This is a genomic window from Metapseudomonas otitidis (assembly GCF_900111835.1).
Lineage (GTDB): Bacteria > Pseudomonadota > Gammaproteobacteria > Pseudomonadales > Pseudomonadaceae > Metapseudomonas > Metapseudomonas otitidis.
Genome location: NZ_FOJP01000018.1, coordinates 122,845 through 149,126 on the forward strand (window position 1 = coordinate 122,845; position 26,282 = coordinate 149,126).

The 26,282-nt window shown below is 68.9% G+C and carries 25 protein-coding genes; 9 read left to right on the forward strand and 16 right to left on the reverse strand.

Translation table 11 applies throughout. The features are described from left to right. Positions 1-57: 57 nt before the first annotated feature. From BM198_RS22780 to BM198_RS22790, 3 genes are all read right to left on the reverse strand, one after another. Positions 58-738: an HAD family hydrolase gene (locus BM198_RS22780; RefSeq protein ID WP_074972647.1), complete on the reverse strand. Its 681-nt coding sequence runs from the start codon at positions 736-738 to the stop codon at positions 58-60. 82 nt (positions 739-820) lie between these two features. Further along, the gene (locus tag BM198_RS22785) at positions 821-2,677 is read right to left on the reverse strand and encodes a sensor domain-containing diguanylate cyclase (RefSeq protein ID WP_074972648.1); all 1,857 of its coding nucleotides are present in this window, start codon (positions 2,675-2,677) and stop codon (positions 821-823) included. Positions 2,678-2,791: 114 nt separating this feature from the next. Further along, positions 2,792-3,553, reverse strand: a complete 762-nt coding sequence (locus BM198_RS22790) for an EAL domain-containing protein (RefSeq protein ID WP_074972650.1) — start codon at positions 3,551-3,553, stop codon at positions 2,792-2,794. Between the two features lie 150 nt (positions 3,554-3,703). Between BM198_RS22790 and BM198_RS22795 the strand changes: the two genes are divergently transcribed. Beyond that, complete coding sequence (locus BM198_RS22795; RefSeq protein WP_044406462.1) at positions 3,704-4,036, forward strand: four-helix bundle copper-binding protein; 333 nt, start codon at positions 3,704-3,706, stop codon at positions 4,034-4,036. Here the strand turns inward: BM198_RS22795 and BM198_RS22800 are convergent, their stop codons facing one another. Beyond that, positions 4,037-5,158, reverse strand: coding sequence for a lactonase family protein (locus tag BM198_RS22800; protein WP_074972652.1), 1,122 nt, complete (start codon positions 5,156-5,158; stop codon positions 4,037-4,039). It lies immediately after the preceding gene. Between the two features lie 2 nt (positions 5,159-5,160). Continuing rightward, entirely contained in the window at positions 5,161-7,533 is a 2,373-nt protein-coding gene (locus BM198_RS22805) for a glucose/quinate/shikimate family membrane-bound PQQ-dependent dehydrogenase (RefSeq protein WP_074972654.1), read from the reverse strand. A 188-nt stretch (positions 7,534-7,721) separates the two neighbouring features. On the opposite strand from BM198_RS22805, the gene BM198_RS22810 reads away from it, so the two are divergent. Further along, a complete protein-coding gene (locus BM198_RS22810; protein WP_074972655.1) occupies positions 7,722-8,126 on the forward strand; it encodes a hypothetical protein in 405 nt (134 codons plus the stop codon). Positions 8,127-8,129: 3 nt separating this feature from the next. On the opposite strand, the gene BM198_RS22815 is transcribed toward BM198_RS22810, so the two are convergent. Beyond that, on the reverse strand, positions 8,130-8,381 hold the full coding sequence (locus BM198_RS22815) for a hypothetical protein (RefSeq protein ID WP_074972657.1): 252 nt from the start codon (positions 8,379-8,381) through the stop codon (positions 8,130-8,132). A gap of 167 nt (positions 8,382-8,548) precedes the next feature. Between BM198_RS22815 and BM198_RS22820 the strand changes: the two genes are divergently transcribed. Next, positions 8,549-9,244, forward strand: coding sequence for a dual specificity protein phosphatase family protein (locus BM198_RS22820; protein WP_074972659.1), 696 nt, complete (start codon positions 8,549-8,551; stop codon positions 9,242-9,244). Positions 9,245-9,247: 3 nt separating this feature from the next. On the opposite strand, the gene BM198_RS22825 is transcribed toward BM198_RS22820, so the two are convergent. From BM198_RS22825 to BM198_RS22865, 9 genes are all read right to left on the reverse strand, one after another. Continuing rightward, positions 9,248-9,889, reverse strand: a complete 642-nt coding sequence (locus tag BM198_RS22825; RefSeq protein WP_074972661.1) for a response regulator — start codon at positions 9,887-9,889, stop codon at positions 9,248-9,250. Positions 9,890-10,056: 167 nt separating this feature from the next. Next, a complete protein-coding gene (locus BM198_RS22830; RefSeq protein ID WP_074972663.1) occupies positions 10,057-11,139 on the reverse strand; it encodes a protein-glutamate methylesterase/protein-glutamine glutaminase in 1,083 nt (360 codons plus the stop codon). A 23-nt stretch (positions 11,140-11,162) separates the two neighbouring features. After that, complete coding sequence (locus tag BM198_RS22835; RefSeq protein WP_074972665.1) at positions 11,163-11,972, reverse strand: CheR family methyltransferase; 810 nt, start codon at positions 11,970-11,972, stop codon at positions 11,163-11,165. Further along, positions 11,972-12,481, reverse strand: coding sequence for a chemotaxis protein CheW (locus BM198_RS22840; protein ID WP_074972667.1), 510 nt, complete (start codon positions 12,479-12,481; stop codon positions 11,972-11,974). The genes BM198_RS22835 and BM198_RS22840 overlap by 1 nt, the downstream gene beginning before the upstream one ends. Before the next feature lie 10 nt (positions 12,482-12,491). Next, positions 12,492-14,141 (reverse strand): methyl-accepting chemotaxis protein, encoded by a 1,650-nt coding sequence (locus tag BM198_RS22845; protein ID WP_074972669.1) that lies wholly within the window; start codon positions 14,139-14,141, stop codon positions 12,492-12,494. A 12-nt stretch (positions 14,142-14,153) separates the two neighbouring features. Then, a complete protein-coding gene (locus tag BM198_RS22850; RefSeq protein ID WP_074972671.1) occupies positions 14,154-16,364 on the reverse strand; it encodes a chemotaxis protein CheA in 2,211 nt (736 codons plus the stop codon). A 12-nt stretch (positions 16,365-16,376) separates the two neighbouring features. Beyond that, a complete protein-coding gene (locus BM198_RS22855) occupies positions 16,377-16,694 on the reverse strand; it encodes an STAS domain-containing protein (RefSeq protein ID WP_044406507.1) in 318 nt (105 codons plus the stop codon). 1 nt (position 16,695) lies between these two features. Beyond that, on the reverse strand, positions 16,696-17,061 hold the full coding sequence (locus BM198_RS22860) for a response regulator (protein WP_044406509.1): 366 nt from the start codon (positions 17,059-17,061) through the stop codon (positions 16,696-16,698). 14 nt (positions 17,062-17,075) lie between these two features. Next, positions 17,076-18,158: a methyl-accepting chemotaxis protein gene (locus BM198_RS22865; protein ID WP_074972673.1), complete on the reverse strand. Its 1,083-nt coding sequence runs from the start codon at positions 18,156-18,158 to the stop codon at positions 17,076-17,078. Between the two features lie 343 nt (positions 18,159-18,501). Between BM198_RS22865 and BM198_RS22870 the strand changes: the two genes are divergently transcribed. The 6 genes from BM198_RS22870 (at position 18,502) to BM198_RS22895 (ending at position 25,099) form a co-directional block, all read left to right on the forward strand. Further along, on the forward strand, positions 18,502-19,755 hold the full coding sequence (locus tag BM198_RS22870) for an ABC transporter substrate-binding protein (RefSeq protein ID WP_074972675.1): 1,254 nt from the start codon (positions 18,502-18,504) through the stop codon (positions 19,753-19,755). A gap of 107 nt (positions 19,756-19,862) precedes the next feature. Next, on the forward strand, positions 19,863-20,771 hold the full coding sequence (locus BM198_RS22875; protein WP_074972676.1) for a carbohydrate ABC transporter permease: 909 nt from the start codon (positions 19,863-19,865) through the stop codon (positions 20,769-20,771). Next, positions 20,764-21,609 carry a carbohydrate ABC transporter permease gene (locus BM198_RS22880; RefSeq protein WP_044406521.1) on the forward strand — a complete coding sequence of 282 codons (846 nt, stop codon included), beginning with the start codon at positions 20,764-20,766 and terminating at the stop codon, positions 21,607-21,609. The genes BM198_RS22875 and BM198_RS22880 overlap by 8 nt, the downstream gene beginning before the upstream one ends. Positions 21,610-21,656: 47 nt before the next feature. Next, entirely contained in the window at positions 21,657-22,817 is a 1,161-nt protein-coding gene (locus BM198_RS22885) for an ABC transporter ATP-binding protein (protein WP_074972678.1), read from the forward strand. Between the two features lie 143 nt (positions 22,818-22,960). After that, on the forward strand, positions 22,961-24,184 hold the full coding sequence (locus BM198_RS22890) for a maltoporin (protein ID WP_074972680.1): 1,224 nt from the start codon (positions 22,961-22,963) through the stop codon (positions 24,182-24,184). Positions 24,185-24,196: 12 nt separating this feature from the next. Further along, entirely contained in the window at positions 24,197-25,099 is a 903-nt protein-coding gene (locus BM198_RS22895) for a D-hexose-6-phosphate mutarotase (RefSeq protein ID WP_083422461.1), read from the forward strand. Positions 25,100-25,372: 273 nt separating this feature from the next. On the opposite strand, the gene BM198_RS22900 is transcribed toward BM198_RS22895, so the two are convergent. Then, the gene (locus BM198_RS22900; RefSeq protein ID WP_044406529.1) at positions 25,373-26,242 is read right to left on the reverse strand and encodes a MurR/RpiR family transcriptional regulator; all 870 of its coding nucleotides are present in this window, start codon (positions 26,240-26,242) and stop codon (positions 25,373-25,375) included. Positions 26,243-26,282 lie beyond the last annotated feature (40 nt).

The window sequence follows — 26,282 nt, forward strand, 5'->3', positions numbered from 1 at the left end:
CGCGGCGTCCTCCAGTTCAGAGCGCAGGGAGTGGAGCTTCGTTCACCTTGCGACGCGTCAGCCGGCTCCGCCCAGCACGCCTTCGCGGCGCAGCAGGTCGAGCACCGCGTGCAGGTCGGGCAGCACGGCCAGGCAACGGCGCCGGGTGTCTTCGGGGGGCTGGGTCATGTCCGGCACCATCAGCGTCGGTACGCCGGCAGCATGGGCGGCGGCCACGCCGGGGATGGAGTCCTCCACCGCCAGGCAGTCCGCCGGGGCCAGGCCCACGCGCTGGGCCGCCAGCAGGTACAGCGCCGGGTCGGGCTTGCCCAGGTCGACGTCGTCGCGGGTCACCACCACGTCGAAGAAGCCGTCGATGCCGCCCAGGGCCAGGTGCTCGTGGGCCGAGCGGCGGTGGGAGGAGGTGGCGATGGCCATCGGCCGGCCGCTTTCGCGCATGGCACTGAGCAGGGGGACGACGCCGGGCTTGAGCGGCAGGCCGTCCTGCAGCATGAGGGTCTTGTGGCGCAGGTAGGCGGCGCCGAAATCGTTCAGCGGGAAGTCTTCGCCGTAGTGGTCGAACAGGCGCTGGCGGTAGGCCGGCCAGTCGATGCCCACCAGGCCTTCGCACAGCTGTGCGGCGTCCGGCAGGCCCAGGGATTCGAGGGCATGCAGGGAGCAGGCGAGGTTGAGGGTCTCGGTGTCCACCAGGGTGCCGTCGAGGTCCAGCAGGAAGCCGGCGATGCGGGTCGGGTCCATCGGCGAGTCTCCTGTGTCGGTGCCGTGGAGGGAGCCCGCATGCTGAACGATCCGCGTGGTGCTGTCGCCTGGTTTCGCGCGGCTAGGTGCTGCTGGCCCAGGCCAGGTCGGCCTTGGCGATGCGGTAGCGGTCGCGCCCCTCTTGCTTGGCCTGGTACATCGCCGCGTCGGCGTCCTTGATCAGCTGGGCGTGGCTGCGCCCGTCACCGGGGCGGAACAGCGCCACGCCGATGCTCACCTGCACCTCGGCGCTCCGGCCCTCCAGCTGGTAGGGCGTACGGATGGCGGCCAGCACCTTCTCCGCCACGGCATGCACCGCCGGGCGGTCGCCCAGGGGGTGGACCAGCAGGGTGAACTCGTCGCCCGCCAGGCGGTAGACCTGGTCGGCGCTGCGCAGGCTGGCGCGCAGGCGGCGGGCCACTTCGCGCAGCAGCGCATCGCCGGCGTCGTGGCCGAGGGCATCGTTGACCTGCTTGAAGCCGTCCAGGTCGAGGAACATCAGGGCGAAGGCCTCGCCGTGGCGATCGGCACGCGCCATCAGCGCCGGCAGGTGGTCGTACAGCGCGCGGCGGTTGGGCAGGCCGGTGAGCGGGTCCTGCAGGGCTTCGCGGCGCAGACGGGCTTCGCGCTGCTTGCGCTGGCTGATCTCGTGGAGGAAGGCGTTGAACAGCACCTTGCCGCCGGCCCGCAGGGCGTCGATGTGCACCTCCAGGGGCATCAGGCGGCCGTCCTTGTGCAGGGCGTCCAGTTCGATGCGCCGGCCCAGCACCTGGTGCTCACCGGTTCGCAGGTAGTGCTGCAGGCCGTCGAGGTGCGCCTGGCGCATGGGTTCGGGTATGAGCAGGTCGTGCATGGCCTGGCCGATGGCTTCGTCCCGGGTCCAGCCGAACAGCGCCTCGGCGGCACGGTTCCAGGCGCTGATGCGGCCCTCGCTGTCCATCGCCACGTAGGCGTCCTGGGTGTGCTCCAGCACCGCGCGCAGCTCCATCTCGCGCTCCGCCAGGGCCTGGGTGCGTTCGTGGACGCGCTGTTCCAGGGTGCGTTGCAGCTCCGCCAGGTGGGCTTCGGTGTGCTTGCGTGCATCGATGTCGTTGATCACCGCGAGGAAGTGCGCCAGGGCGCCACGGCGGTCGAGCTGCTTGGTCACGGTGATGCTCGCCCAGATGGGGCGGCCATCCTTGCGCACGTAGCGCTTCTCCAGCTCGTAGCGATCGATCTCGCCACGGATCAACCGCTCCACCTGGACCAGGTCGGCATCCAGGTCCTCGGGCACGGTGACATCCGCGAAGCTCATGCCGGCCAGCTCCTCGCGGCTGTAGCCGAGCACGTCGACCAGCGCCTGGTTGACCCGCAGCCAGCGGCCTTCGGGGCTGACCACGGCGAGCCCGGAGCCGACGCGCTCGAAGAGCATCTCGAAGCGGCCTTCGGCCTCCCGGGCCAGGCGCCGCGAGTCGAGGGCCGCCTCGCGCAGGTGGAATTCGCGGGCGACCAGAGCCCCCAGGTCTTCCAGCACCCGGCGCTGTTCGTCGGTGAGCTGCCGGGGGCGGTCGTCGATGGCACACAGGGTGCCCAGGGCGAAGCCGTCGCGGGTGCGGATCGGCGTGCCGGCGTAGAAGCGGATGTGAGGGGCGCCGACAACCATGGGGTTGTCGCGGAAGCGGGCGTCGGTGCGGGCGTCCTCCACCACCAGGGTGCCGCTGCCGCCGATGGCGTGGACGCAGAAGGCGGCGTCGCGCGGCGTCTCCTGCACGTCCAGCCCCACCCGGGACTTGAACCACTGGCGGTGCTCGTCCACCAGGGACACCAGGGCGATGGGCACCTCGAGGGCGCTGGCCAGCACGCGGGTGATGCGGTCGAACACCTGCTCCGGCGGTGTGTCGAGGATTTCCAGGCTGCGCAGCAGCTGGAGGCGTTCGGATTCGTGTTGAACGTTGCTCATGGGTGTCCGGGGTCGCTTGGCCTTGCTACAGCCTAGTAGAGCGTCACCCGGCAACTGTTCATGAAGCCCGGGCCGCGCCCTGGAGGAAGAACTGCTCGGCTTCTGCGCAGCGGGTCAGGCCGCCGGCCACCTCACCTCCGGCAACTGCTCGAACGCTGGTCGGGCGAACAGGAAGCCCTGGTAGAGGTGAACACCCAACGCCCGGAGCTTGGCCAGCTCCTCGTCGGTCTCCACCCCCTCGGCGATGACCTCGATGGACAGTGCCTGGCAGACGCCGAGAATGCCCCGGACGATGGCCTCGCGTACCGGGTCCTGGTCGATGTTGCGGATCAGCGCCATGTCCAGCTTGATGATGTCCGGCTGGAACTCGGCCAGCAGGTTGAGGCCGGAATAGCCGGCGCCGAAGTCGTCGATGGCGGTCTTGAAGCCCTGCTTGCGGTACTCGGCGATGATGCTTTTCAGGTGGGCCTTGTCCACCAGCTCCTCGCCCTCGGTGATCTCGAAGATCAGCCGGCTGGTGGGGAAGCCGAAGCGGCGTGCGGCCTCAAGGGTGGCGCGGATGCAGGTGGCAGCCTGGTAAACGGCATTGGGCAGGAAGTTGATGCTGACGAAGCAGGGCACGTCCAGGCGCGCGGCCAGCTCCACCGCCTTCACCCGGCAGGCCTGGTCGAAGGCGTAGCGATTGGCGTCGGTGACCTGCTCCAGCACGCTGCCCGCGCCCTGGCCGTCGAGCCCGCGCACCAGGGCTTCGTAGGCGAACAGGCTGCCGTCGCGCAGGTCCACGATGGGCTGGAACGCCATGCTGAAGTCGAAGTCGAGTGCGTTGCCGTCACGGCAGTGGGCGCAGGGGCTTGGGCGGTCGGTCGGGGTGTCCATGCAGGCTCTCCAGAAGGGAAGCGAAGTGTGAATCCCATCACGTCTGAATGCTAGACGTCCCTGGCCCTGCGTGGCGTGACAGCCGGTCGGCCGACGGGAACCCGGGAGTGTTGCAGGCACCGAACCTGTATCGAACCCAGGAGAATGCCCATGGAAACACCACGCGAAGCCTGTCTTGAAGCCTGCCGGGCTTGCATCGAAGCCTGTTCCCGGCTGGTCAGCGAAAGCCGCCTGGACGAAAGCGGCGAGGACCTCGAACGCTGCGTCGAACTAGGCCGCGAATGCGCGGACACCTGCCTGGTGATGACCGAGCTGGTGGCGGCGGAGAGCCCCCAGGCGGCGCCGTTCGGCCACTTCTGCGCGACGCTGTGCCGGCTCTGCGCCCAGGAGTGCCAGCGCCATGACCCGGATTGGTGCCTGGCCTGTGCCGATGCCTGCGAGGCCTGTGCCCAGCTGTGCGGCAGCGTGGCCCGCGCTGCCTGATCAGGGCAGGAAGCGCAAGGTGGCCGGCGCCGGTGTCTGCAGCTGCTGCACCACGTCCTGCAGGCGCCCGCTGGCCGGGTCGCGGCGCAGGACGGTGATGCGGTCGCTGCGCTGGTTGGCCACCAGCAGGAAGCGTCCGTCGGGGGAGAGGGTGAACTCCCTCGGCTCTTCGCCGCCGCTGTCGTGGCGCTGGAGTTCGTCCAGGCCGCCATCTTCGCGCACCCGGTAGGCCACGATCTGGTTGTGCACCCCGCGCCGGGCCACGTAGAGGAAGCGCCCGTCCTGCGACAGGTGCAGGGCCCCCAGGCGGTTGTCGCCGGCAGCCGGTGCGGGGTCGAGGTCCACCTGCCCGCGGTAGGTGAGCCGTATGCCCTGGCGCTCCAGCAGGGCGACCTGGTTGCCGAGTTCCAGGCTGAGGTAGCCGTGCCGGCCACGGGCGTCGAACACCAGGTGGCGTGGGCCGCTGCCCGTCGGTACGGCCAGGTAGGGGGGATCGGCAGGCATCAGCGTCGGGCCCTTCGCGGTGCTGCGGTAGTCGAAGGCATACACCCGGTCCGCCCCCAGGTCGGTGACCAGCAGCTGCCGGTCGATGGCCACAGCGGCATGCAGGTGGGAGGAACCCTGTCGCAGCGAACCCGGTTGCTCGAAGGGCTGGTGCCAGCGCTGTCGCACCGGGCCCAGGCGACCCTCATCCGATACCGGCAGCAACGACAGGCTGCCGCCGGGCCGGGGTTCGCTGGCGTAGTGGGCGACGAACAGGGCACGGCCATCCTCGCTGAGGCTGGCGTAGGTGGGTTCGGCGCCGCCGCTGTCGACGCTGTCGAGCACCGTCAGCTCGTTCCGGGCGCCGATGCCCAGGCTGCTCACGCGCCCCAGGGGCTGCTCGTCGACGGCGAACAGCAGGGGCCGGCCAGGGGCGACCACCAGCCAGGTGGCATTGGCCAGGGGCAGACGCTGCGCCGGGCTCGCCTCCAGGCGGCCCGTCTGGGGATCGAAGGCATAGCGCAGCAGGCCCGGGCAGGTGGGGCCGCTGCAGCCCACCACGAGTTGCAGCGGGGCGGGCGGCCGTAGCGTGCAGCCCGTGAGCAAGGCCAGGGCCGCGAGGCCGAGCAGGCGCCCCATGGTCAACGCCGGGGCAGGGCGAAGGCCAGCACGTAGTCGCCCTGGCGGGTGTGCAGCGAGCCGTGGCCGCCGGCCACCACCAGCACGTACTGGCGTCCGTCCTTGCCGGTGTAGGTCATGGGGGTGGCCTGGCCGCCGGCGGGCAGGCGGCCTTGCCACAGCTGCTCCCCGGTGCGCAGGTCGTACGCCCGCAGGTACTGGTCGAGGGTGCCGGCAAGGAAGGCGACGCCCCCGGCGGTGACGATGGGCCCGCCCAGGCTGGGCACGCCCATGGGCAAGGGCAACGGCAGCGGGGAGCTGTCGCGCACGGTGCCGTTCTTGTGCTTCCAGGCGATCTCCAGGGTGGTCAGGTCCAGCCCGGCCACGTAGCCCCAGGGCGGGCTCTGGCAGGGCAGGCCGAGGGGCGAGAGCAGGGGCGCCAGCACGGCGCCGAAGGGCGCGCCGGTGTTGGGTTGCACGCCTTCGATCTCGCTCTTGCGCGCCGGCTCGTCCCGGGCGTGCTTGGCGGGGATCAGCCGGGAGGTGAAGGCCATGTAGTTGGGGTTGAGGAAGGCGACCTGGCGCACCGGGTCGACAGCGATCCCGCCCCAGTCGAACACGCCGAAATTGCCCGGATAGACCAGGCTGCCCTGCTCGGAGGGCGGGGTGTAGATGCCCTCGTAGCGCAGGGAGCGGAACTGGATGCGGCAGAGCATCTGGTCGAACGGTGTGCCGCCCCACATGTCCCGCTCGCGCAGGGGCGGCGGCATCAGGTTGAGGGCCGACATGGGCTGGGTGGGGGCAGTGAAGTCGCCCTTGGCGGCGCCCTGGGGCACCGGGGTTTCCTTCACCGGGACGATGGGCTGGCCGGTGCGCCGGTCGAGCACGTAGAGGCTGCCCTGCTTGGTGGAGGCGATCAGCGCTGGGCGCGGGGCGTCGCCGGGCTTCTGCCCCGGCAGGTCGACCAGGGTGGGCTGGCCACCGACGTCCATGTCCCAGAGGTCGTGGTGGGTCATCTGGAAGGTCCAGCGCACCTTGCCGGTGGCGATCTCCAGGGCGGTGACGCCGGCGCTGTAGGTCTCGGAGGCCGGGGTGCGGCGGCCGCCCCACTGGTCCGGCGTCTGGTTGCCCATGGGCAGGTAGAGCAGGCCCAGCTCCTCGTCCAGGCTCATGACCGACCACATGTTCGGCGAGTTGCGGGTGTAGGTGCGGCCCTCGGCTAGCGGCGCGGTGTCGTCGGGGCGGCCCGGGTCCCAGTTCCACACCAGGTGGCCGTCGCGCACGTCGTAGGCGCGGATCACGCCGGAGGGCTCGTCCTCGGAGACGTTGTCGGTCACGTGCCCGCCGATGATCACCAGGTCGCGGCTGACGCCGGGCGGCGAGGTGGAGTAGTAGCCGCCGGGGGTGAAGCGGCCGATGCCTCGTGTGAGGTCGATGGAGCCCTTGTCGCCGAACGCCTCGCAGGGCTTGCCGTCGTCGGCGTCCAGGGCCATCAGGCGGGTGTCGGCGGTGGGCAGGAACAGCCGGCGTTCGCAGCGCTGGCCGCTGCCGGGGGTGTCCTGCTGGTGGTAGGCGACGCCGCGGCAGGTCATGTGAGCCCAGCCCTTGAAGCTGTCGGCGTCCTGGGTGCTGATCTTCGGATCGAAGCGCCAGATCTCCCGGCCGCTGTCCGGGTCGAGGGCGATCACCTGGCTGTGGGGTGTGCACACGTAGAGCAGGCCGTTGGCCTTCAGCGGGGTGTTCTCGGCGGTGGTCTCCTGCGGGTCGTCGGGGCCGGGCAGGTCGCCGGTGCGGTAGCTCCAGGCCAGCTCCAGCTGGTCGACGTTCTCCGGGGTGATCTGGTCCAGGGGCGAATATCGGTCGCCGGCGTTGCTGCGACCGTAGGCCTGCCAGTCTCCGGCGGGCTGGGCAGGCGGCGTCGCCGTGGCGCTGGCCGGCGCCGCGCGGTCGATCATGCCGGGGAAGCGATGCGGCTCGGTGAATTGCGCGGCCAGCGCCGTGCCCCCGGCCAGCACCAGGGCCACCAGCAGGGCGTTGGCCGGCAGGCGCCCGGCATCCGCCAGGCTGTTGCGCACCCAGGGCAGCCAGAGCACCAGGCCGACGACGAACCACAGCGCCAGGCGCGGCACCAGTTGCCACCAGTCAAGGCGTACTTCCCACCAGGCCCATACAGTGGAGCCCGCCAGCACAGCGGCGAATACCAGCAGCGCCTGGCCACGATGGGTGAGCAGCAGCAGGGCGCTGGCGCCCACGCCGAGCCCGGCCAGCAGGTAGTACCAGGAGCCGCCGAGGCCGATGAGCTGGCCGCCACCCACCACCAGCGCAATGGCCATGGCCAGCAGGGCGACGCCCAGAATACGAGGGAGCAGGGCATTGCGGGCGTGGGGGGTGTGCATGGGGCCTCCGGTTCATCGACGGGACCCGGCCTGGCTGCCGGGCGGTGATGAAAGATCGAACCCCGGAGGCGGGATTGGTTCAGGCCGGTTGAGCAGAAGGGGCCCGCAAGCGGGCGGCACATATATTTACTGAACCGGGGAGGGCGCTGCGCCTCTCACCCAGGTAGGGACCTCACGAGGGGCACATCATGGACACGATCTTCGCATTCCTGCTCGGGCTGTTCGGTGCCGGCGACAACGCCGCCGAGGCCCAGGCAACCCCGAGCCTGCCGGCGCCCATCAGCGAGCAGCAATGGCGGGCCGACTACAACCGCGCGCTGACCCTGCCGGCGATCCGTTATTCCTCGTCGAACCAGGTGACCATCATCAAGAACGAGCGCGACGGCACCGTGTACCTGTTCACCACCCAGCGCCACCCGGCACACCCGGCGGTGATCGAGCGGCGCCTGGTGGACGGCCTGCGCTACCGCAGCAGCGGTCGCTACGCAGGGGACGGCGAGGCCTATGCGGCGTGGCTGGAGAAGTACCGGCGTTTCGACGACCGCCCCTACACCTCGATGTCGCTCAACACCGAACTGTCAGCGGTGGAGTAGGGCTCAACCCTGGCGGAAGGCGATGCCTCGGCGGGTGAGGGTGATGGCCCGTGCATCGACAAGCAGGCGACCCTGGGCGTCACAGGTGTCGGACCAGTCGAGCTGGGCGTGGATGAGGCCGAGTTCATCGAGGTCGCGCAGGCCGATCAGCACCCGCTGGGGGTCGCCGTCGAGGTGGCGGGCATCGCGAGGGTGTTCCTCGCTGAGTTGGTCGATCAGGGCACGCAGGAGCTGGGTACGGCTTTGTATATCCATGGACTGATAGGGCGCAGTCGGATTTATGCGTAGGGATTCTAGACCAGCCACCCCCCTCCGTGGCACCCATCGGTCCGCAGGTGGGTCAACGTTTTTTTCACGATCTTTTGATGGGCGCTTTACGGCCCATTGGCCAGTCTGTGCGCGACCTGAACGAGGAAGCGCCCATGTCCCGAGGCCCCCACTTCTCCCTCACCTTCGCCGCCGTGGCAGCGCTCCTGCTGCTCTGCGTCACCGCCGCCCAGGCCCGTACGCTATCCCTGGACACCCCCGGCAGCCCGATCCCCGGCCCCACCTGGGCCACCCCGGTGAACCCGGCGATCAACCTCTACCGCATGACCCCGACCCTCTACCGCAGCGCCTTGCCGAGCCGTGGCGACCTGCCCCAGCTCAATGGCCTGGGGGTGCGTACGGTGATCAGCTTCATCAAGGACGACGACCGCGAATGGCTGGGCGACAGCCCGGTGGAGCGGGTGAGCATCCCGCTGCACGCCGACCGGGTCAGCGATGACGACGTGCTGCAGGTGATGCGCGTGGTGCAGCAGGCCGAAGGCCGTGGCCCGGTGCTGATGCACTGCAAGCACGGGCGTGACCGCACCGGGCTGATGGCGGCCATGTACCGCATCCTGCTGCAGGGCTGGAGCCGCAACCAGGCGCTGGAAGAGATGCGTGCCGGCGGCTTCGGCGACCCGATGGACATGGAGGATGCGATTGCCTACGTGAACCGCGCCGACATCGACGGCTTGCGCCAGGCGCTCTCCAGCGGTGCCTGCAGCACCCGCGCCCTGGCCACCTGCCAGGTGGGGCAGTGGTGGCGGCAGACCTTCGGGCTCGCCCAACAGGGCGACACCCAGGTGCAGTGAGGGTCAGTCGTCCGCCCGGATGATGCCCTTGCGCACCGCGTAGAGGACCAGCCCGGGCACATCGTGGATGTCCAGGCGCTTCATGATCTGCGCCCGGTGCGCCTCCACCGTCTTCACGCTCAGACCCAGCCCGTCGGCGATGGCCCGGGTCGAGGCGCCCCGGCAGATCAGCCGGAGGATCTCCACCTGGCGCTGGGTCAGCTCGGCGTCCAGCTCGTCGTGGGTCGCCAGGGCCTGTTCGATCACCGGTTGCGCCACGGCGGAACTCAGGTAGCACTGGCCCCGGTCCACGGCCTTCAGGGCCATGTGCAGTTCGGACATGGCCGCATCCTTGAGCAGGTAACCGCAGGCACCTTTCTTCAGGGCGGACAGCACCAGCTCCGCCTCGGCGTGCATCGAGAGCATCAACACGCGGGATTCCGGCACCTGGTGGCCCAGGCGCTGCAGGGCTTCGAGGCCGTCGAGGCCCTGCATGGAGATGTCCAGGAGGATGATGTCGGGTCGCAGCCGCTCGGCCATGGCGACGGCCTGTTCGCCATCCTCCGCTTCGCCGACGACTTCGTAGCCTTCCAGTTCGTTGACCATGGCGCGGACACCCACGCGGATCAGGGCGTGGTCGTCGGCCAATAGCAGTCGACAGGTCATGGGCGCTCCTTGCTCATTGCGAGACTCGGGTACTCCAGACGTGCGGCGTGCCCTGAAAAAGGGCAGGCCGTACAGCTACGGAGTAGCACCGTTCGCAAAAGTTCGCCTCTTTGGTCCGGACGAACGGTAGCAACCGGCCATCATCGATGGCCGGGGAGCGGAAGGCCCTAGCGTGCGCTTTCGTGCGCGCGGGCGCTGGGCTGACCGCGGGCGTACTGCACGATCACTTCCGACAGACGGCCGAGCGGCTCCGTCACCTGGGCCGCGCCCATGCGCAGCGCCTCCTTGGGCATGCCGAACACCACGCAACTGGCCTCGTCCTGGGCCACGGTGCGGGCGCCGGCTTCGCGCATGGCCAGCAGGCCACGGGCGCCGTCGTCGCCCATGCCGGTCATGATCACGCCCATGGCGTTGTGCCCGGCGTGGCGCGCCACCGAGCGGAACAGCACGTCCACCGAAGGTCGGTGGCGGTTCACCGGCGGGCCGTCGAGCACCTCCACCAGGTACTGGGCACCGCTGCGCTTGAGCTGCATGTGCTTGCCCCCGGGGGCCACCAGCGCCAGCCCCGGGCGCACCCGATCCATGTGTTTTGCCTCGCGCACGTCGATGGCGCAGATGCTGTCCAGGCGCTGGGCGAAGGCGGCGGTGAACTTCTCCGGCATGTGCTGGACGATGACGATCCCCGGGCAGTCCACCGGCAGTTGGCGCAGCACCACTTCCAGAGCCTGGGTGCCACCGGTGGAGGTGCCCAGTGCCACCACCCGGTCGGTGGTGGACAGGGCGGTGGGACGGGGAGCGGGCGCCTCCCTGGGAGGGGCGGCGGCCGGCACGGCGGTGCTGGGCATGGCATGCGGGCGGCTGCGGGCGGCGGCCTCGATCTGCCGGATCAACTCGCCGGACATCTGCTGCAGGCTGTCCTTCAACCCCTGCCGGGCCTTGGTGAACACCCCCACGGCACCGGCGGCGAGGGCGTCCAGGGTCACCGCCGCGCCTTTCTCGGTCAGGGTCGAGCAGATGATCGCCGGGGTCGGGCGCTCGGCCATGATCTTGCGCAGGAAGGTGATGCCGTCCATGCGCGGCATCTCCACGTCCAGCACCAGCACGTCGGGCCATTGCTTGCGCATCTTGTCCAGGGCGAACAGCGGGTCGGCGGCCTGGCCGATCACCTGGATGCCGGGGTGGTTGTCGAGGCAGGCGGTGAGCACCTGGCGCACCAGGGCCGAGTCATCGACGATGAAGACCTTGATCATGGCGGCGTTCCCCCTGGCCGGACTCATGTGCGTTGGTAGACCGAGGGGCGGACCGCCCGCAGCGGCAGCTTGAAGCCGTGCAGGCTTTCGGCGTGGCCGATGAAGAACAGGCCCTCCGGGCGCAAGCGCTCCACCAGCCGCTCGACGATGCCGCGCTTCTCGTCCTGGCCGAAGTAGATCAGCACGTTGCGCAGGAAGATCACATCGAAGGGACCGATCTCCCGGGGGATCGGCCGGGTCAGGTTGAGTTCGGCGAACATCACCCGGTGGCGCAGCGCCTGGCTGATGCGGAACAGCCCGGCGCTTTCCTCCACGCCGCGCAGGCAGTGGCGCTGCAGCCAGCCGGGGGGGAAGTGCTCGGCCTGCTCCATGGGGTAGGTGGCGCTGCGGGCCTTTTCCAGCATGCGCAGGCTGAGGTCGCTGGCGAAGATGGACCAGTCCTTGGTCCGGGCATGTTCGGCGAGGGTCATCGCCATGCTGAAGGCCTCCTGGCCGGATGAGCTGGCCGCGCTCCACAGGTGCAGCGGCTTGCGCTGGTGGGCGGCCCATTCGCCGAGCACCTTGAAGTGCTGCGGCTCGCGGAAGAAATAGGTCTCGTTGGTGGTCAGCAGGTCCACCACCAGGCGTCGCTCGTCCTGGTTGGCCGGATCGCCGAGCAGGCGCAGGTAATCGGTGAAGGTGCCCGCGCCCACCGCCCGCAGCCGGCCCATCAGGCGGCCGGCCATGAGGATGCGCTTCTGGTCGGTCATGTGGATGCCCGAAGCCTCCAGCATCAGCTGTTGCAACTGCCGGAAGTCGGCGTCGCTGAGCTTGGGCAGGTGCTGGTGGGGCATCAGCCGGCCTGCTGGGCGAGGCTCAACTGGCGGATATCCTCCAGCGACAGCACGCGCCGCACGTCGAGAATGATGGTGAAGCCGCGCTCGTCCCGCGCCATCCCGGCGATGAAGTCGGTGCGGATGCCGGCGCCGAAGGGGGGCGCCTGCTCCACCTGGTCGGGCTCGATGTCCAGCACCGCGTCCACCGCGTCCACCACCAGGCCGATGCGCTGGTGCTGTTCGTCCAGGTCCAGCTCGATGATGACGATGCAGGTGCGCTTGTTCGGCACGCTCAGGTCCTGGCCGAAGCGCGCTGCCAGGTCCATCACCGGCACCACGTTGCCGCGCAGGTTGATCACCCCGTGGATGAAGACCGGCATCATCGGCACGGTGGTGACCTGGCCGTATTCGATGATCTCCCGCACCAGGTCGATGGGCAGCGCGTAGCGCGCGTCACGCACCCGGAACGACAGGTGCTGCACGCTTTCCTCCGCCTCGCTGGCCAGGACTGCCTGGAGTTCGCTCATGCCGTCCCCCTCAGTTGAAGTTCACGAAGTGGCCTTCGTCGGCCACCGGCTGGGGCTTGCGGGCCACGGCAGTGGTCGGCCTGCGCAATTCGCGCACGGCGGCGGCAGGGCGCTCGGCCCGTGTCGGCGCCGCCGACCGCGCAGCGTTGGCTTCGAGGCGGAAGTAGTTGATCAGCTCCAGCAACTGCCCGGCCTGGGCGTTCATCTCTTCGGCGGTGGCGGCCAGCTCCTCGGAGGCGGAGGCGTTCTGCTGGGTGATCTGGTTCATCTGGCCCATGGCGATGTTGATCTGCGATGCGCCGGTGCTCTGCTCGCGGGAGGCGGCGGTGATCTCCTGCACCAGGTCGGAGGTCTTCTGGATGTTCGGCACGATCTCGTCCAGCAGGTGCCCGGCCTGCTCTGCCAGTTGCACGCTGTTGCTGGCCACGCCGCCGATCTCCTGGGCGGCCACCTGGCTGCGTTCGGCGAGCTTGCGCACCTCGGCGGCGACCACCGCGAAGCCCTTGCCGTGGTCCCCGGCGCGGGCGGCTTCGATGGCGGCGTTGAGGGCCAGCAGGTTGGTCTGGTAGGCGATGTCGTCGATGATGCCGATCTTGTTGGCGATCTGTTTCATCGCCTGAACCATCTCGCCCACCGCCTGGCCACCCTGCACGGCGTCGTTGGCGGCCTTGCCGGCGATGCCGTCGGTGATCTGCGCGCTCTCGGTGTTCTGCGCGATGGAGGCGGACATCTGTTCCACCGAGGCCGTGGTTTCCTCGACGCTGGCGGCCTGCTCGGTGGCGGCCTGGCTGAGGGACTGGGAGGTGGCGCTGACCTCCTCGGAGGCCGAGGACAGCGAGTCGGCGGCGCTGCGCACGTCGCTGATGACGGTACGCAGGCGCTCGGTCATGTGCTGCATGGAGGCCAGCAGGCGGCCGGTCTCGTCGCGGCTGTCCACCTCGATCTCGGTGGACAGGTCACCCTCGGCCAGGTTGTCGGCCACCGCCACCGCGCGGTTCAGCGGGCGGGTGATGGAGCGGGTGACGAAGATGCCGATGGCGAAGCCGATCACGGCGGCGATGACCATCAGGACGATCAGCTGGGTGCGCGAACCGAGGTAGATCTCGGTGATGGTGTCGTTGGCCTCCTTGGCGCGGGCGTCCTTTTGGTCGACCAGGTCAGTGAGCAGCTTGTCGGCCGCATTGCCGTGCTGGCGCAGCTCGGGCATCAGCGCGGTCAGCTCGGTGGCCTCCGCCAGCGGCGCATTGCGGTTCAGGGTCAGCATGCGCCGCACCACATCCTCGTACTCGTTCAGGCTCGCCTCCATCTGCGCCAGCTTGGCGATGGACTGTTCGCTCTTGAAGCTGTCGCGGGCCTTGTCGAGGTTCTGGTGCAGGCTTTTCAGCGAGCTTTCCACCTGGTCAGCGGTGCGCTGGCGGTCGTCCTGGGTGGTGGCCAGCAGGTTGCTGCGCAAGTGACGGCCTGTGTAGATGAGGTCCATGTTGGCTTTCATCATGGTCTTCAGCGCGCCGACCTCGCCGAGGTACATCTTGTCAGTGAGGTCGTTGACCTTGGACAGGTTGACGATACCCAGCCCACCCACCGCGGCGGTGAGCAGCACCACCAGGGAGAAGCCGGCGATCAGCCGGACCCCGATTTTCATGTTGCGGACGAATTGCATGGTGAGGCTCTCCTACTGGCCCGCGAGATCGGGCCGTGCTGGTACGGGATTGGCGAGGGCGCGCGGTTCTGCGTCCGCGTTCTGTTGCAGGTGCTGGAGCAGGCTGGCGATATCGAGGATCAGCGCCACCTGGCCGGAGCCGAGGATGGTGGAGCCGCTGATGCCCCGCAGGTGTTCGAAGAGCAGGCCGAGGGGCTTGATCACCGTCTGCAGCTCGCCGTGCAGCTCGTCGACGATCAGCCCGGCCTGGCGCCGCCCGAGGCTGACCACCACGATGTTGCGGCGACCGTGGGGGCTGCTGGGCAGGTCGAAGTGGGCGGCCAGGTCGATACAGGGCAGGGGCCGGCCGCGCAGTTCGATGTGGCCGTAGGCACGGCGGCCGAGGCGCGCCTCGTCCAGCTCCAGGCATTCGGTGACCAGGTTCAGCGGCACCACGAAATGCTCGCCGCCCAGGCTCACCAGGAAGCCGTCGATAATGGCCAGGGTCAGCGGCAGGCGGATGCGGAAGACGCAGCCCTGGCCGGGCCGCGAGTCGATCTCGATGCTGCCGCGCAGGGCCTCGATGGCGCTGCGCACCACGTCCATGCCGACCCCCCGGCCGGAGAGGTCGGAGACGTTGTCGGCGGTGGAGAAACCGGCGGCGAAGATCAGCCGCTGCACCTCGTGTTCCGGCGGGTTGGCCTGCGGGTCCAGCAGGCCGCGCTCGATGGCCTTCTCGCGGATGCGCGCGGTGTTCAGTCCGCGCCCGTCGTCACTGACCTCGATGACGATCATCCCGGACTCGTGGAAAGCGTTCAGGCCCAGGTGGCCCTCGGCGCTCTTGCCGGCGGCCAGGCGCTGTTCGGCGGGTTCGATGCCGTGGTCGATGGCGTTGCGCACCAGGTGGGTGAGGGGATCGGCGAGCTTGTCGATCACCGTCTTGTCCAGCTCGGTGTCGGCGCCGCGGATCTCCAGGCGGATGTCCTTGCCCAGTTGCTGGCTGACGTCGCGCACCACCCGGTGGAAACGGTTGAAGGTGTCGCCGATCTCGATCATGCGCAGCTTCAGCGCCGCCTCGCGGATCTGCTCCACGCGCTGGTTCACCGTCTGGGCGCTCTCCTGGCACTGCGGGTTGCCATGCTCCTGGGCCTGCATGCGGGCGGCGGCGGCGCTGATCACCAGCTCGCCCACCAGGTTGATCAGTTCGTCGAGCTTGTGGGCCGCCACCTTCACCAGGGTGCTTTCGGTATTCGGCGCGCGGCGCTCGCCGTCGCGGCGGGTCTTCTGCTGGCGGGCGAGGGCGGCGTCCACCGCCTGGGGCGCCACCAGGCCCTGTTCCACCAGCACCGCGCCCAGGGGCGGTTTCTCCGCCGGGGCGCTGGCCTGGACAGCGAGGCCCTGCTGCAGTTCGTGTTCGGTGAGCAGGCCGGCGGCGACGAGGATGCCGCCGATGCGCTCGTCGGCTTCCGGCAGGGCCTGGATCAGCCGCAGGCAGTCGTCCAGGGTGCTGGCCGGCGGCAGCATGCGCAGGGTGCAGAAGTCGCGGATGAACTCGAAGACGTCCTCGATCTCGGCCTTGCTCGCCGGAGTGTCCAGGTCGATCTCCAGGCCCAGGTAGCAGGTTTCCGGATCCATTTCGGCGAAGGGCGGCAGGCTGTCGTCGAGCACTTCCAGGGCGGTGACCGTGCCCAGGCGCCCCAGGTACTGGATGAACGACATCGGGTCGAAGCCGTTGCGCAGCAGGTCGCCGTCGAAGCGCAGCGACAGGTGCCAGGCGCCGCTGCCGCGCGCCTCCTGGGCGGCTGCCGGCGTTTCGGGTGCTTCGGGCGCAGTGCTCAAGGGTTCGCCCAGGTGCGTCGCCAGGGCGGCCAGCAGCTCGGCCTGGTGCGCCTCGTCCACCGGCAGCTCGCCGGTTTCCGCATCGATCAGGGCGATCATCGAGACGATCTCGTCGAGGCAGCGCAGCATCAGCGAGACCAGCGACGGCTCCAGGCGGCGCTGGCCGTCGCGCACCGCCATCAGCAGGTTTTCCAGGTGGTGGGTGAAGCTGGCCAGCGGGGTCAGGGAGAACAGCCCGGCCGAGCCCTTGAGGGTGTGCATGGCGCGGAACAGGCCGTTGATGGCTTCGGCGTCGTCGGGCTGCTGGTCCAGCTGCAGCAGGTATCCCTCGGCCTGCTGGCTGAGGTCGCGGGCTTCCTCGATGAACCCCTGCAGCAGCTGGCTCCACTGGTCTCCGTTGAGCATGGCGGTCTCCGCTCAGGCCGTGGGTGCGGCGGCGGCCGGGAGCAGGTGCTCCAGACGCAGCAGGGTGATGAGTTCCAGGGGGCCGCCCTGGATACCTTCCATGACCAGCATGGCGCCGTTGCCGAGCACCTGCCGGCGCAGCGCCAGCAGCAGTTGCAGGCCGGCGCTGTCGAGGTCCTCCAGGGCGTGCAGGTCCAGCCGCCAGGGCTGGTCGGCCGCCTGCTCGGCCAGCCGTGCGGTCAGCTCGGCGTGGGCGTCGGCCACCTCGTAGATGGTCAGGCTGCCCTCCAGTTCGAGGTGCCCCGGGGCTTTCACATGGACCGTGAGCATCTCAACCCACCAGCTTCTCGACGGCGGCCAGCAGCTGTTGCGGCTGGAACGGCTTGACGATCCAGGCACGGGCGCCGGCGGCCTGGCCCTCGGCCTTCTTCGCCTGCTCGCTCTCGGTGGTGAGCATGACGATGGGGGTGAAGCGGTAGTCCTTGCTGTTCTTGATCTCCTTCACCAGGCTGATGCCGTCCAGGTTGGGCATGTTCACGTCGCTGATGATGAGGTTGATCTTCTGCCCGTTGAGCTTGGTCAGGGCGTCGCGGCCGTCGACGGCTTCGATGACCTGGTGGCCGGCGCCGCCCAGGGTCATCTTCACCAGCTGTCGCATCGAGGATGAGTCGTCGACGATGAGGATGGTCTTGCTCATGTGTGGCTCCCGGATCAGAAAAAGGTGACTTCGTTGTCGGCCGGCTTGGCGCGCCGGCCGGTGCGTTCTTCGTCGGTGGTGAACTGCCGGCGCAGCTCGGCCAGCCAGCGATGGGGCTCGCCGAGGATCGGGTCCTGGCTCTGCACGGCCTGGCGCAGGCGCTCGATGTCGTGCTGCAGGTGGTCGAGCATCTGGTCGGTGCGGTCCTGGAACTGCATGCCGACGATGATCTGCTGGATGTCGCCCTGGGTGGTGCGGGCGTCCTGCTGCAGGGCGATGGCGCTCTCGGCCAGCTCGTCGAGGTTGGCGCCCAGGTCCTTCATGATTTCCCCGGCCACCTGGTCCAGGTAGCGCAGGTTGTTTTCCTCGCTGCTGGACAGCTCGGCGGCGGCGTTGACCGTGCCGCGGATGGCCTGGTTGATCTCGCCGACCTTCTCCACCATGCGCTGGCCGGTCTCGGCGGAGAGGCTGGAGAGCTTGCGCACCTCGTCGGCCACCACCGAGAAGCCACGCCCGTAGTCACCGGCGCGAGCGGCCTCGATGGCGGCGTTGAGGGCCAGCAGGTTGGTCTGGCTGGCGATGTCCTGAACATGCTTGGACATGCTCTGCAGCTCGGTGGCGTAGCTGTCCAGGTGGCCGATGGTGTTGAGCAGTTCGGTCTTGCGATCGGCGGATTTGTGGAAGGCGGTGGTGACCTCGTCCAGGCGCTGCTGGGCATGGCGCAGGTTGTCGGCGACGCCGGAGCCGCCCACCACGTTCTCCGAGCGTTGCAGCGTCTGGTCCAGGCGCTGGGCGAGGCTGGAGAAGTGCTGGAACAGCTGGCCGATGTTGCTGGACACCAGTTCGCGCACCTGGCCGAGGTTCTGCCCCCAGGCCGGCAGCACGCTGGTCAGCAGCGGCACGCAATCGGCCTGCACCGGCGTACTCGGCAGGTCATCCAGCTGAGGGGCGCGAGTCGGCGGCGCCCTGCGTGGACGCAAGGCAACGGCGGCGCCCGCCGCCAGGGCCAGGCCGGCTCCGGTGACCCAGGGCTGGCCGAGTCCGAGGCCGGCGAAGCCGAGGAGGAGGGCGAGGCAGAGGAGGGAGTAGGCCAGCACGGGACACGTCCTGTGAGATGCGGATTGAGCGCAAAGATAGGTCGCGCCTGGGGGGCTCGATATAGGGATTCCCCCTAGGGCCCCTAGGGGTGCTGGCAGGGGGCGGGGCACCCGGTCGCGTACCGACGGGCGCCGGGGGAGGGAACGTGGAGGTGCGGCGCTTCTGTGTCGGGTTGCGGATTTTGCCAAGCCGGTCAGGCGTTTGCGTTCACACTGCGCTTTGTAACGGCCCCGTGACCATCGACAATCCCTTTGTTACCCAGGGCCTTTCGGGGCGTGTTTAGACTGCTGGTCAGCGCAAGCACCGACTTGCATGACCAATAAGAACAACAAGGTATTGCCCATGAATGCTCTGTCTCGCCTGACTGCTGTCATCTCCCTCGCTTCGTTGTTCCCCCTGTCCGCCCTTGCCGGCGAAGTGGAAGTCCTGCACTGGTGGACCTCCGGCGGCGAAAAGCGCGCGGCCGACACCCTGAAGAAGCTCGTCGAAGAGAAAGGCCACACCTGGAAGGACTTCGCCGTCGCCGGTGGCGGTGGCGAGGCGGCCATGACCGTGCTGAAGACCCGCGCCGTGTCCGGCAATCCGCCCTCGGCGGCGCAGATCAAGGGCCCCGACATCCAGGAATGGGGCGAGCTGGGCCTGCTCACCGAGATGGACGAGGTGGCCGAGGAGGGCCAGTGGGACACGCTCCTGCCCAAGCAGGTGGCCAGCATCATGAAGTACGACGGCCACTACGTGGCGGTGCCGGTGAACGTGCACCGGGTCAACTGGCTGTGGATCAACCCCGAGGTGTTCAAGAAGGCCGGCGCCACGCCGCCCACCACCCTCGACGAGTTCTTCGCCGCCGCGGACAAGCTCAAGGCCGCCGGCTTCATCCCCGTCGCCCACGGCGGCCAGCCCTGGCAGGACGGCACCGTGTTCGAGGACCTGGTGTTCGCCATCCTCGGCCCCGAGGGCTACCACAAGGCCTTCGTCGAGCAGGACAAGGCGACCCTCACCGGCGAGCCCATGGTCCAGGCCTTCGCCGCGCTGAAGAAGCTGCGCGGCTACATCGACGCCGACGCCGCCGGCCGTGACTGGAACAGTGCCACCGGCCTGGTGATCAACGGCAAGGCCGGCATGCAGATCATGGGCGACTGGGCCAAGAGCGAGTGGACCGCCGCCGGCAAGGTGGCGGGCAAGGACTACCAGTGCCTGCCGTTCCCCGGCACCCAGGGCAGCTTCGCCTACAACATCGACTCCCTGGCCATGTTCAAGCTGAGCGATGCGGAGAACCGCAAGGCCCAGAACGACCTGGCGCGGACGGTGATGGAGCCGCAGTTCCAGCAGTTCTTCAACCAGGAGAAGGGCTCGATCCCGGTGCGCCTGGACCAGGACATGTCCAGCTTCGACGCTTGCGCCCAGCAGTCCATGAAGGACTTCAAGGCCGCCGCTGCCGGCAGCGGCCTGCAGCCCAGCCTGTCCCACGGCATGGCCGCCTCCAGCTACGTGCAGGGCGCGGTGTTCGATGTGGTGACCAACTTCTTCAACGACCCCGCCGCCGACCCGAAAAAGGCCGCCCAGCAACTGGCTGCCGCGATCCAGGCCGTCCAGTAACCGCCGACTGACCCGCCCACGGCGCAGGCCCCGCTGCCTGCGCTGCGGGCCCGGCCGTGCCGAATTTCCCGCGCCTCAGCGCGCCACCTGCCAACCCGGAGCGACCCATGAGTTCGACCGCCGTCTTCGCCAAGGCCTCACCGCTGGATGCGCTGCAGCGCTGGCTGCCCAAGCTGGTGCTGGCACCGAGCATGCTCATCGTGCTGGTGGGCTTCTACGGCTACATCCTCTGGACCTTCGTCCTGTCCTTCACCAACTCGCGCTTCATGCCCAGCTACAACTGGGTGGGCCTGCAGCAGTACCAGCGCCTGTGGGAGAACGACCGCTGGTGGGTGGCGAGCCAGAACCTGCTGGTGTACGGCGGGCTGTTCATCACCATCAGCCTGGTGATCGGCGTGTTCCTCGCCGTGCTGCTGGACCAGCGCATCCGCCGCGAAGGCTTCATCCGCACCGTCTACCTGTACCCCATGGCGCTGTCGATGATCGTCACCGGCACCGCCTGGAAATGGCTGCTCAACCCCGGCCTGGGCCTGGACAAGCTGCTGCGCGACTGGGGCTGGGAAGGCTTCCGCCTCGACTGGCTGGTGGACCCGGACCGGGTCGTCTACTGCCTGGTGATCGCCGCCGTGTGGCAATCCTCCGGCTTCGTCATGGCGCTGTTCCTCGCCGGCCTGCGCGGGGTCGACCAGTCGATCATCCGCGCTGCCCAGGTGGACGGCGCCAGCCTGCCGACCATCTACCTGCGCATCGTCCTGCCGAGCCTGCGCCCGGTGTTCTTCAGCGCACTGATGATCCTCGCCCACATCGCCATCAAGAGCTTCGACCTGGTGGCGGCGATGACCGCCGGCGGCCCCGGCTACGCCTCCGACCTGCCGGCGATGTTCATGTACGCCCACACCTTCACCCGTGGGCAGATGGGCCTAGGTGCCGCCAGCGCCATGCTCATGCTCGGCGCCGTGCTGGCGATCATCGTGCCCTACCTGTATTCCGAACTGAGGAACAAGCGCCATGACTAGCCTGGCCGGAAAGTCCCCGCTCAGCGTCAGCCGCCTGGCCATCCATGCCACCCTGATCGTCGCCTGCGCGCTGTACCTGGTGCCGCTGGTGGTGATGCTGCTGACCAGCTTCAAGACCCCCGACGACATCCGCGCCGGCAACCTGCTGTCCCTGCCGGATGCCTTCACCCTGATCGGTTGGACCAAGGCCTGGGCCAGCGTCGGCGGCTACTTCTGGAACTCGGTGATGATCACCGTGCCGGCGGTGCTGATCTCCACGCTGCTCGGTGCGCTCAACGGCTACGTGCTGTCCATGTGGCGCTTCCGTGGCTCGCAGCTGTTCTTCGGTGCGCTGCTGTTCGGCTGCTTTTTGCCGTTCCAGGTGGTGCTGCTGCCGGCCTCCTTCACCCTCGGCAAGCTGGGGCTGGCCAACACCACCGGCGGCCTGGTGCTGGTGCACGTGGTGTACGGCCTGGCCTTCACCACGCTGTTCTTCCGTAATTTCTACGTGAGCATCCCCGATGCCCTGGTGCGGGCGGCGCGGCTCGACGGCGCGGGGTTTTTCACCATCTTCGGGCGCATCCTGCTGCCCATGTCGGTGCCGACCATCATGGTCTGCCTGATCTGGCAGTTCACCCAGATCTGGAACGACTTCCTCTTCGGCGTGGTGTTCGCCAGCGGCGACAGCCAGCCCATCACCGTGGCCCTCAACAACCTGGTGAACACCAGCACCGGGGCCAAGGAATACAACGTCGACATGGCCGCCGCGATGATCGCCGGCCTGCCGACCCTGCTCGTCTACGTATTCGCCGGCAAGTACTTCCTGCGCGGCCTCACGGCCGGTGCGGTCAAGGGCTGAAAAGCGGCTGCGCCCGTTCGCGGCGCTTCTGATTAGTGGAGATCGACATGGCAACTCTCGAACTGCGCAACGTGAACAAACGCTACGGCAGCGGCCTGGCGGACACCCTCCGGGACATCGAACTGTCCATCGACTCGGGGGAGTTCCTGATCCTCGTCGGGCCTTCGGGCTGCGGCAAATCCACCCTGATGAACTGCATCGCCGGGCTTGAAGCCATCAGCGGCGGTGCCATCCTCGTGGACGGCCAGGACATCAGCGGCATGAGCCCCAAGGACCGGGACATCGCCATGGTGTTCCAGTCCTACGCCCTGTACCCGACCATGAGCGTGCGCGAGAACATCGCCTTCGGCCTGAAGATCCGCAAGCTGCCGCCCGCCGAGATCGAGGCGGAGGTGAGCCGCGTGGCCAAGCTGCTGCAGATCGAGCACCTGCTGGAGCGCAAGCCCGGCCAGCTCTCCGGCGGCCAGCAGCAGCGGGTCGCCATGGGCCGGGCCCTGGCGCGGCGGCCGAAGATCTACCTGTTCGACGAGCCGCTCTCCAACCTCGACGCCAAGCTGCGGGTGGAGATGCGCACCGAGATCAAGCTGATGCACCAGCGGCTGAAGACCACCACCGTCTACGTCACCCACGACCAGATCGAGGCCATGACCCTGGGCGACAAGGTGGCGGTGATGAAGGACGGCGTCATCCAGCAGTTCGGCACCCCGCAGCAGATCTACAACGACCCGGCCAACCTCTTCGTCGCCGGCTTCATGGGCTCGCCGCCGATGAACTTCATTCCCCTGCGCCTGCAGCTCCGCGACGGGCAGCTGTGGGCGCTGCTGGACAGCGGCCAGGACCGCTGCGAGCTGCCCCTGGGCGAGCGCGGGGTGGGGTTCGAGGAGCGCGATGTGATCCTCGGGATACGCCCGGAGCAGATCCTCGGCGCCGCGCCGGACAGCCGTGGCGCCCCGGGCGTGCGGGTCGAGGTGGAGGTGGTCGAGCCCACCGGCCCGGACACCCTGGTGTTCACCAGCCTGAACCGCACCAAGGTCTGCTGCCGCCTCGGTCCGGATACCGTTCCTCGGCCAGGTGAAACCCTCACGCTGCATATCGATCCGAGCAAGGTGTTGCTGTTCGACGCCAACAGCGGCGAGCGGCTGCGCCCGGCAGGCCCTTCCAGCAGCCCCGGGCTGCCCGCCAACGTGGCGCAGCTGAAGGGGCGTTGAACCATGGCCCGGCAACGCCGGGCCACGGCAGGCAGGGTGCTTCGTCGCAGCCCTGCCGATCGCCCCGTGGTGGGTTGAAGCCCACCCTGCGAGGGCGCCAAGGGAACGTTCCATCGCAACACAACAATAAGAATGGAGTGGACATGAACACGAAGATCCGAGGTTTGTGGGTACTGCCCTGCACGCTGTTCGCCGCCTCCGGGCTGGCTCAGGCGGTCGAGTTCAGCGGGTACGTGCGCAGCGGCGCCGGCGGTTCCAGCGAAGGGGGCACGCAGTCCTGCTTCCAGTTGCCGGGGGCGCAGTCGAAGTACCGCCTGGGCAACGAGTGCGAGCAGTACATGGAGCTGGATCTGCGCCAGGACCTGCTCAAGCTGGACGATGGCTCGGTGGTCAGCATCGAGGGCATGGCGCAGCTGTACAACCAGTACGGGCACACGCCGAAGTTCACCGGTGACTACGGCTTCGCGCGGATGAACCAGATGTACGCCGAGTGGAGCAACATGCCCGCGCTCAACGGCGGTTCGTTCTGGGCGGGGCGCCGTTTCTACAAGCGCAACGACATCCACATCTCCGACTTCTACTACTGGAACCAGAGCGCCACCGGCTTCGGCTTCGACGAAGTGGCCATCGGCGACCTGAAGTACAGCTACGTGTTCTCGCGCAAGGACAACTACGAGCAGAAGCCCTACATCAACCGCCACGACTTCAACGTCGGCGGCTTCCAGACCAACCCCGGCGGCGAGGTGGAGCTGGGCGTCAGCTATATCGACAAGCCCGACAGCGCCGGCGCCCACAGCGGCTGGTCGGTCTCGGCGCAGCACAAGCAGCAGGCCTTCCTCGGCGGGGTCAACACCGTGGCCCTGCAATACGGGCGTGGGCCCGGCACGGCGCTGGGTTACACCGGCGACCCGACCCTGGACAACGCCAACAAGAGCTGGCGCCTGGTGGAGTTCTTCGACTGGCAGGTGACGCCGCATTTCGGCGGGCAGTTCGAGGTGGTCTACCAGAAGGACACCCGCCCGGATGGAGACGACCAGAACTGGCTGTCCATCGGCGTGCGCCCGGTCTACGCCTTCACCGACCAGTTCAAGCTGGTGACCGAGCTGGGCCGCGACCAGGTGGAGGCCCCCGGCGGCACCCGCAAGCTCACCAAGTTCACCGTGGCGCCCACCTGGTCGCCGTCCGGGCCGGGGTTCTCCCAGCGTCCGGAGTTCCGCCTCTACTACACCTACGCCAGCTGGAACGAGGCCGCCCAGCGCGCCGCCAGCGAGCTGGCCGCCGGCTCGGCGCTGTCCGACACCGGGGCCTTCGGCGATGCGCTGCACGGCTCCAACTTCGGCGTGCAGGTGGAGTACTGGTGGAAGTGACGGGAGCGGCCCGTGGCGGCTGCTGAGCGCGACGGGGCGCACCGCGCAGGGCAGGCGGGGGAGGGCGGCGCACATCCCCTCGACGCCCTGCTGCGGCCGGCCAGCGGGCAGCTGTTCCGCTGGTGTGAACACCAGGGGCGCGAGCTGCTGCTGGTGGAGCATCCCCGCTGCTCGGCGGTCTTCAGCCGCCAGGGTGGGCAGTTGCTGCATTACCAGCTGCGCGGCGAGCGCCCGCTGCTCTGGTGCGCCCGTCACTGGCCGCGCGTGGGCGCCATTCGCGGTGGCGTGCCGGTGTGCTGGCCCTGGTTCGGGCGCCATCCGGTGGAAAGCGGCTGGCCCCACCACGGCTGGGCGCGGCTCTCCGACTGGCGGCTGGTCGGCAAGGACGCCGACGCCCAGGGTGTGCGCCTGGAGTGGCGCCTGCAGTTGCACGACTGGCAGGTGGAGCTGCGGGCCTGCCTGGGGGATGCCCTGAGCCTGGAACTGGTGACGACCCACCAAGACAGCGAGCCGTGCGTCCTCAGCCAGGCCCTGCACGCCTATTGGCGGGTGTCGGATGTGGCGCGGGTGGCACTGCTCGGCCTGGATGGCGCCGACGGGCACGACCTGCTGGCCCGAGAGCCCTGTCGGCAAACCGGAGAGCTGCGGGTCACCGAGGGCGTGCACAGGCGCTTCCAGCGGGGCGGGGCGCTGACCCTGCAGGACCCGGGCTGGCAACGGCGGCTGTGCGTCGACGGTGGCGACAACCCCCACACCGTGGTCTGGCACCCCGGCAGCCGGCCGCTGCCCGAGGTGAGCTGGTCGGAGAGCCTGGGGTTCCTGTCGGTGCAGGCCGCCGCCTGCGGCGAACCGGGGCGGGTCTTGGCACCGGGGGACAAGGCCAGGTTGGCGCTGAAGGCCTGGATTGCGGGGTAGCCCGGGCATTGCATGAGCGGCGTAGCCCGGGCTTCAGCCCGGGAACGGTTGGCGCGGATTCCCCGGACTGAAGTCCGGGCTACGTTCCTGATCGGGGGCGTCGCCCGAGGCACGGGGTACAACCCAGGCCACCGTGTCACGCCCGTGATGCTACCGCCTGGCCATCGGACCCGAATCAATCACGCCCAGGCGGGTCTGCCCAACAAGAGGGTGGCACACGACGTAGCCCGGGCTTCAGCCCGGGACGAGGTGCGGAATGTACGCCGTGCCCTCTCAGGCCGGCTCTTCGTCCGCCGGGTAGCGGCTGGCGTTGAGGCTTTCCTTGATCTTGCGCAGGTGCGGCTGGAAGTCGATGCCCCGGCGCAGGGTCACGCCGGTGGCGAGCACGTCGAGTACGGTGAGCTGGATGATCCGCGAGGTCATCGGCATGTAGATGTCGGTGTCCTCCGGCAACGGGATGTTGAGGCTGATGGTGCTGGCCTTGGCCAGCGGCGAGCCGGCGGCGGTGAGGCCGAGCACCGAGGCGCCGTTCTGCCGGGCCAGGCGTGCCACCTCCACCAGCTCGCGGGTGCGCCCGGTGTAGGAAATGATCACGAACAGGTCCCCGGTGTGGGCCACCGAGGCGAGCATGCGCTGCATCAGCACGTCGGAGTGGGCCGAGACGGCCAGGTTGAAGCGGAAGAACTTGTGCTGGGCATCCAGCGCCACCGAGGCCGAGGCACCGAGGCCGAAGAAGTGGATCTGCCGGGCCTGGATCATCAGGTCCACCGCGCGGCTGATCAGCTGCGGGTCGAGGCTCTGGCAGGCGCTGTCCAGGGAGGCGATGGCGCTGCCGAAGATCTTCCGCGTGTAGGCCTCGGGGCCGTCGTCGGCCGAAACCGACTGGCTGACGTAGGCCGCACCGCTGGCCAGGCTCTGGGCCAGCTGCATCTTCAGCTCCGGGTAGCCGTTGACGCCGAAGGAGCGGCAGAAGCGGTTCACCGTGGGCTCGCTGACCTGGGCGGCCTGGGCGAGGGCGGCGATGCTGAAGCGGGTGGCCTGCTGCGGGTCCTGCAGGATCACCTCGGCGACCTTGCGTTCGGCCTTGTTGAGTTCGTCGAGACGGCCCTGGATCTGCTCCAGGAGATTGCGCATGCGGTCCATGGGGTTCCTTAGCAGGGCCTGCGGAAACGGTGGCCTATCG

Excerpts from the sequence above, each read along its gene's own strand:
- BM198_RS22890 (WP_074972680.1), top strand. The coding sequence starts at position 22,961 with ATGAACACGAAGATCCGAGGTTTGTGGGTACTGCCCTGCACGCTGTTC.
- BM198_RS22805 (WP_074972654.1), bottom strand. The coding sequence starts at position 7,533 with ATGCACACCCCCCACGCCCGCAATGCCCTGCTCCCTCGTATTCTGGGC.
- BM198_RS22780 (WP_074972647.1), bottom strand. The coding sequence starts at position 738 with ATGGACCCGACCCGCATCGCCGGCTTCCTGCTGGACCTCGACGGCACC.
- BM198_RS22790 (WP_074972650.1), bottom strand. The coding sequence starts at position 3,553 with ATGGACACCCCGACCGACCGCCCAAGCCCCTGCGCCCACTGCCGTGAC.
- BM198_RS22855 (WP_044406507.1), bottom strand. The coding sequence starts at position 16,694 with ATGCTCACGGTCCATGTGAAAGCCCCGGGGCACCTCGAACTGGAGGGC.
- BM198_RS22830 (WP_074972663.1), bottom strand. The coding sequence starts at position 11,139 with ATGATCAAGGTCTTCATCGTCGATGACTCGGCCCTGGTGCGCCAGGTG.
- BM198_RS22850 (WP_074972671.1), bottom strand. The coding sequence starts at position 16,364 with ATGCTCAACGGAGACCAGTGGAGCCAGCTGCTGCAGGGGTTCATCGAG.
- BM198_RS22820 (WP_074972659.1), top strand. The coding sequence starts at position 8,549 with ATGTCCCGAGGCCCCCACTTCTCCCTCACCTTCGCCGCCGTGGCAGCG.
- BM198_RS22785 (WP_074972648.1), bottom strand. The coding sequence starts at position 2,677 with ATGAGCAACGTTCAACACGAATCCGAACGCCTCCAGCTGCTGCGCAGC.
- BM198_RS22810 (WP_074972655.1), top strand. The coding sequence starts at position 7,722 with ATGGACACGATCTTCGCATTCCTGCTCGGGCTGTTCGGTGCCGGCGAC.
- BM198_RS22825 (WP_074972661.1), bottom strand. The coding sequence starts at position 9,889 with ATGACCTGTCGACTGCTATTGGCCGACGACCACGCCCTGATCCGCGTG.
- BM198_RS22800 (WP_074972652.1), bottom strand. The coding sequence starts at position 5,158 with ATGGGGCGCCTGCTCGGCCTCGCGGCCCTGGCCTTGCTCACGGGCTGC.
- BM198_RS22885 (WP_074972678.1), top strand. The coding sequence starts at position 21,657 with ATGGCAACTCTCGAACTGCGCAACGTGAACAAACGCTACGGCAGCGGC.
- BM198_RS22840 (WP_074972667.1), bottom strand. The coding sequence starts at position 12,481 with ATGAGCGAACTCCAGGCAGTCCTGGCCAGCGAGGCGGAGGAAAGCGTG.
- BM198_RS22845 (WP_074972669.1), bottom strand. The coding sequence starts at position 14,141 with ATGCAATTCGTCCGCAACATGAAAATCGGGGTCCGGCTGATCGCCGGC.
- BM198_RS22880 (WP_044406521.1), top strand. The coding sequence starts at position 20,764 with ATGACTAGCCTGGCCGGAAAGTCCCCGCTCAGCGTCAGCCGCCTGGCC.
- BM198_RS22875 (WP_074972676.1), top strand. The coding sequence starts at position 19,863 with ATGAGTTCGACCGCCGTCTTCGCCAAGGCCTCACCGCTGGATGCGCTG.
- BM198_RS22795 (WP_044406462.1), top strand. The coding sequence starts at position 3,704 with ATGGAAACACCACGCGAAGCCTGTCTTGAAGCCTGCCGGGCTTGCATC.
- BM198_RS22860 (WP_044406509.1), bottom strand. The coding sequence starts at position 17,061 with ATGAGCAAGACCATCCTCATCGTCGACGACTCATCCTCGATGCGACAG.
- BM198_RS22835 (WP_074972665.1), bottom strand. The coding sequence starts at position 11,972 with ATGCCCCACCAGCACCTGCCCAAGCTCAGCGACGCCGACTTCCGGCAG.
- BM198_RS22870 (WP_074972675.1), top strand. The coding sequence starts at position 18,502 with ATGAATGCTCTGTCTCGCCTGACTGCTGTCATCTCCCTCGCTTCGTTG.
- BM198_RS22900 (WP_044406529.1), bottom strand. The coding sequence starts at position 26,242 with ATGGACCGCATGCGCAATCTCCTGGAGCAGATCCAGGGCCGTCTCGAC.
- BM198_RS22815 (WP_074972657.1), bottom strand. The coding sequence starts at position 8,381 with ATGGATATACAAAGCCGTACCCAGCTCCTGCGTGCCCTGATCGACCAA.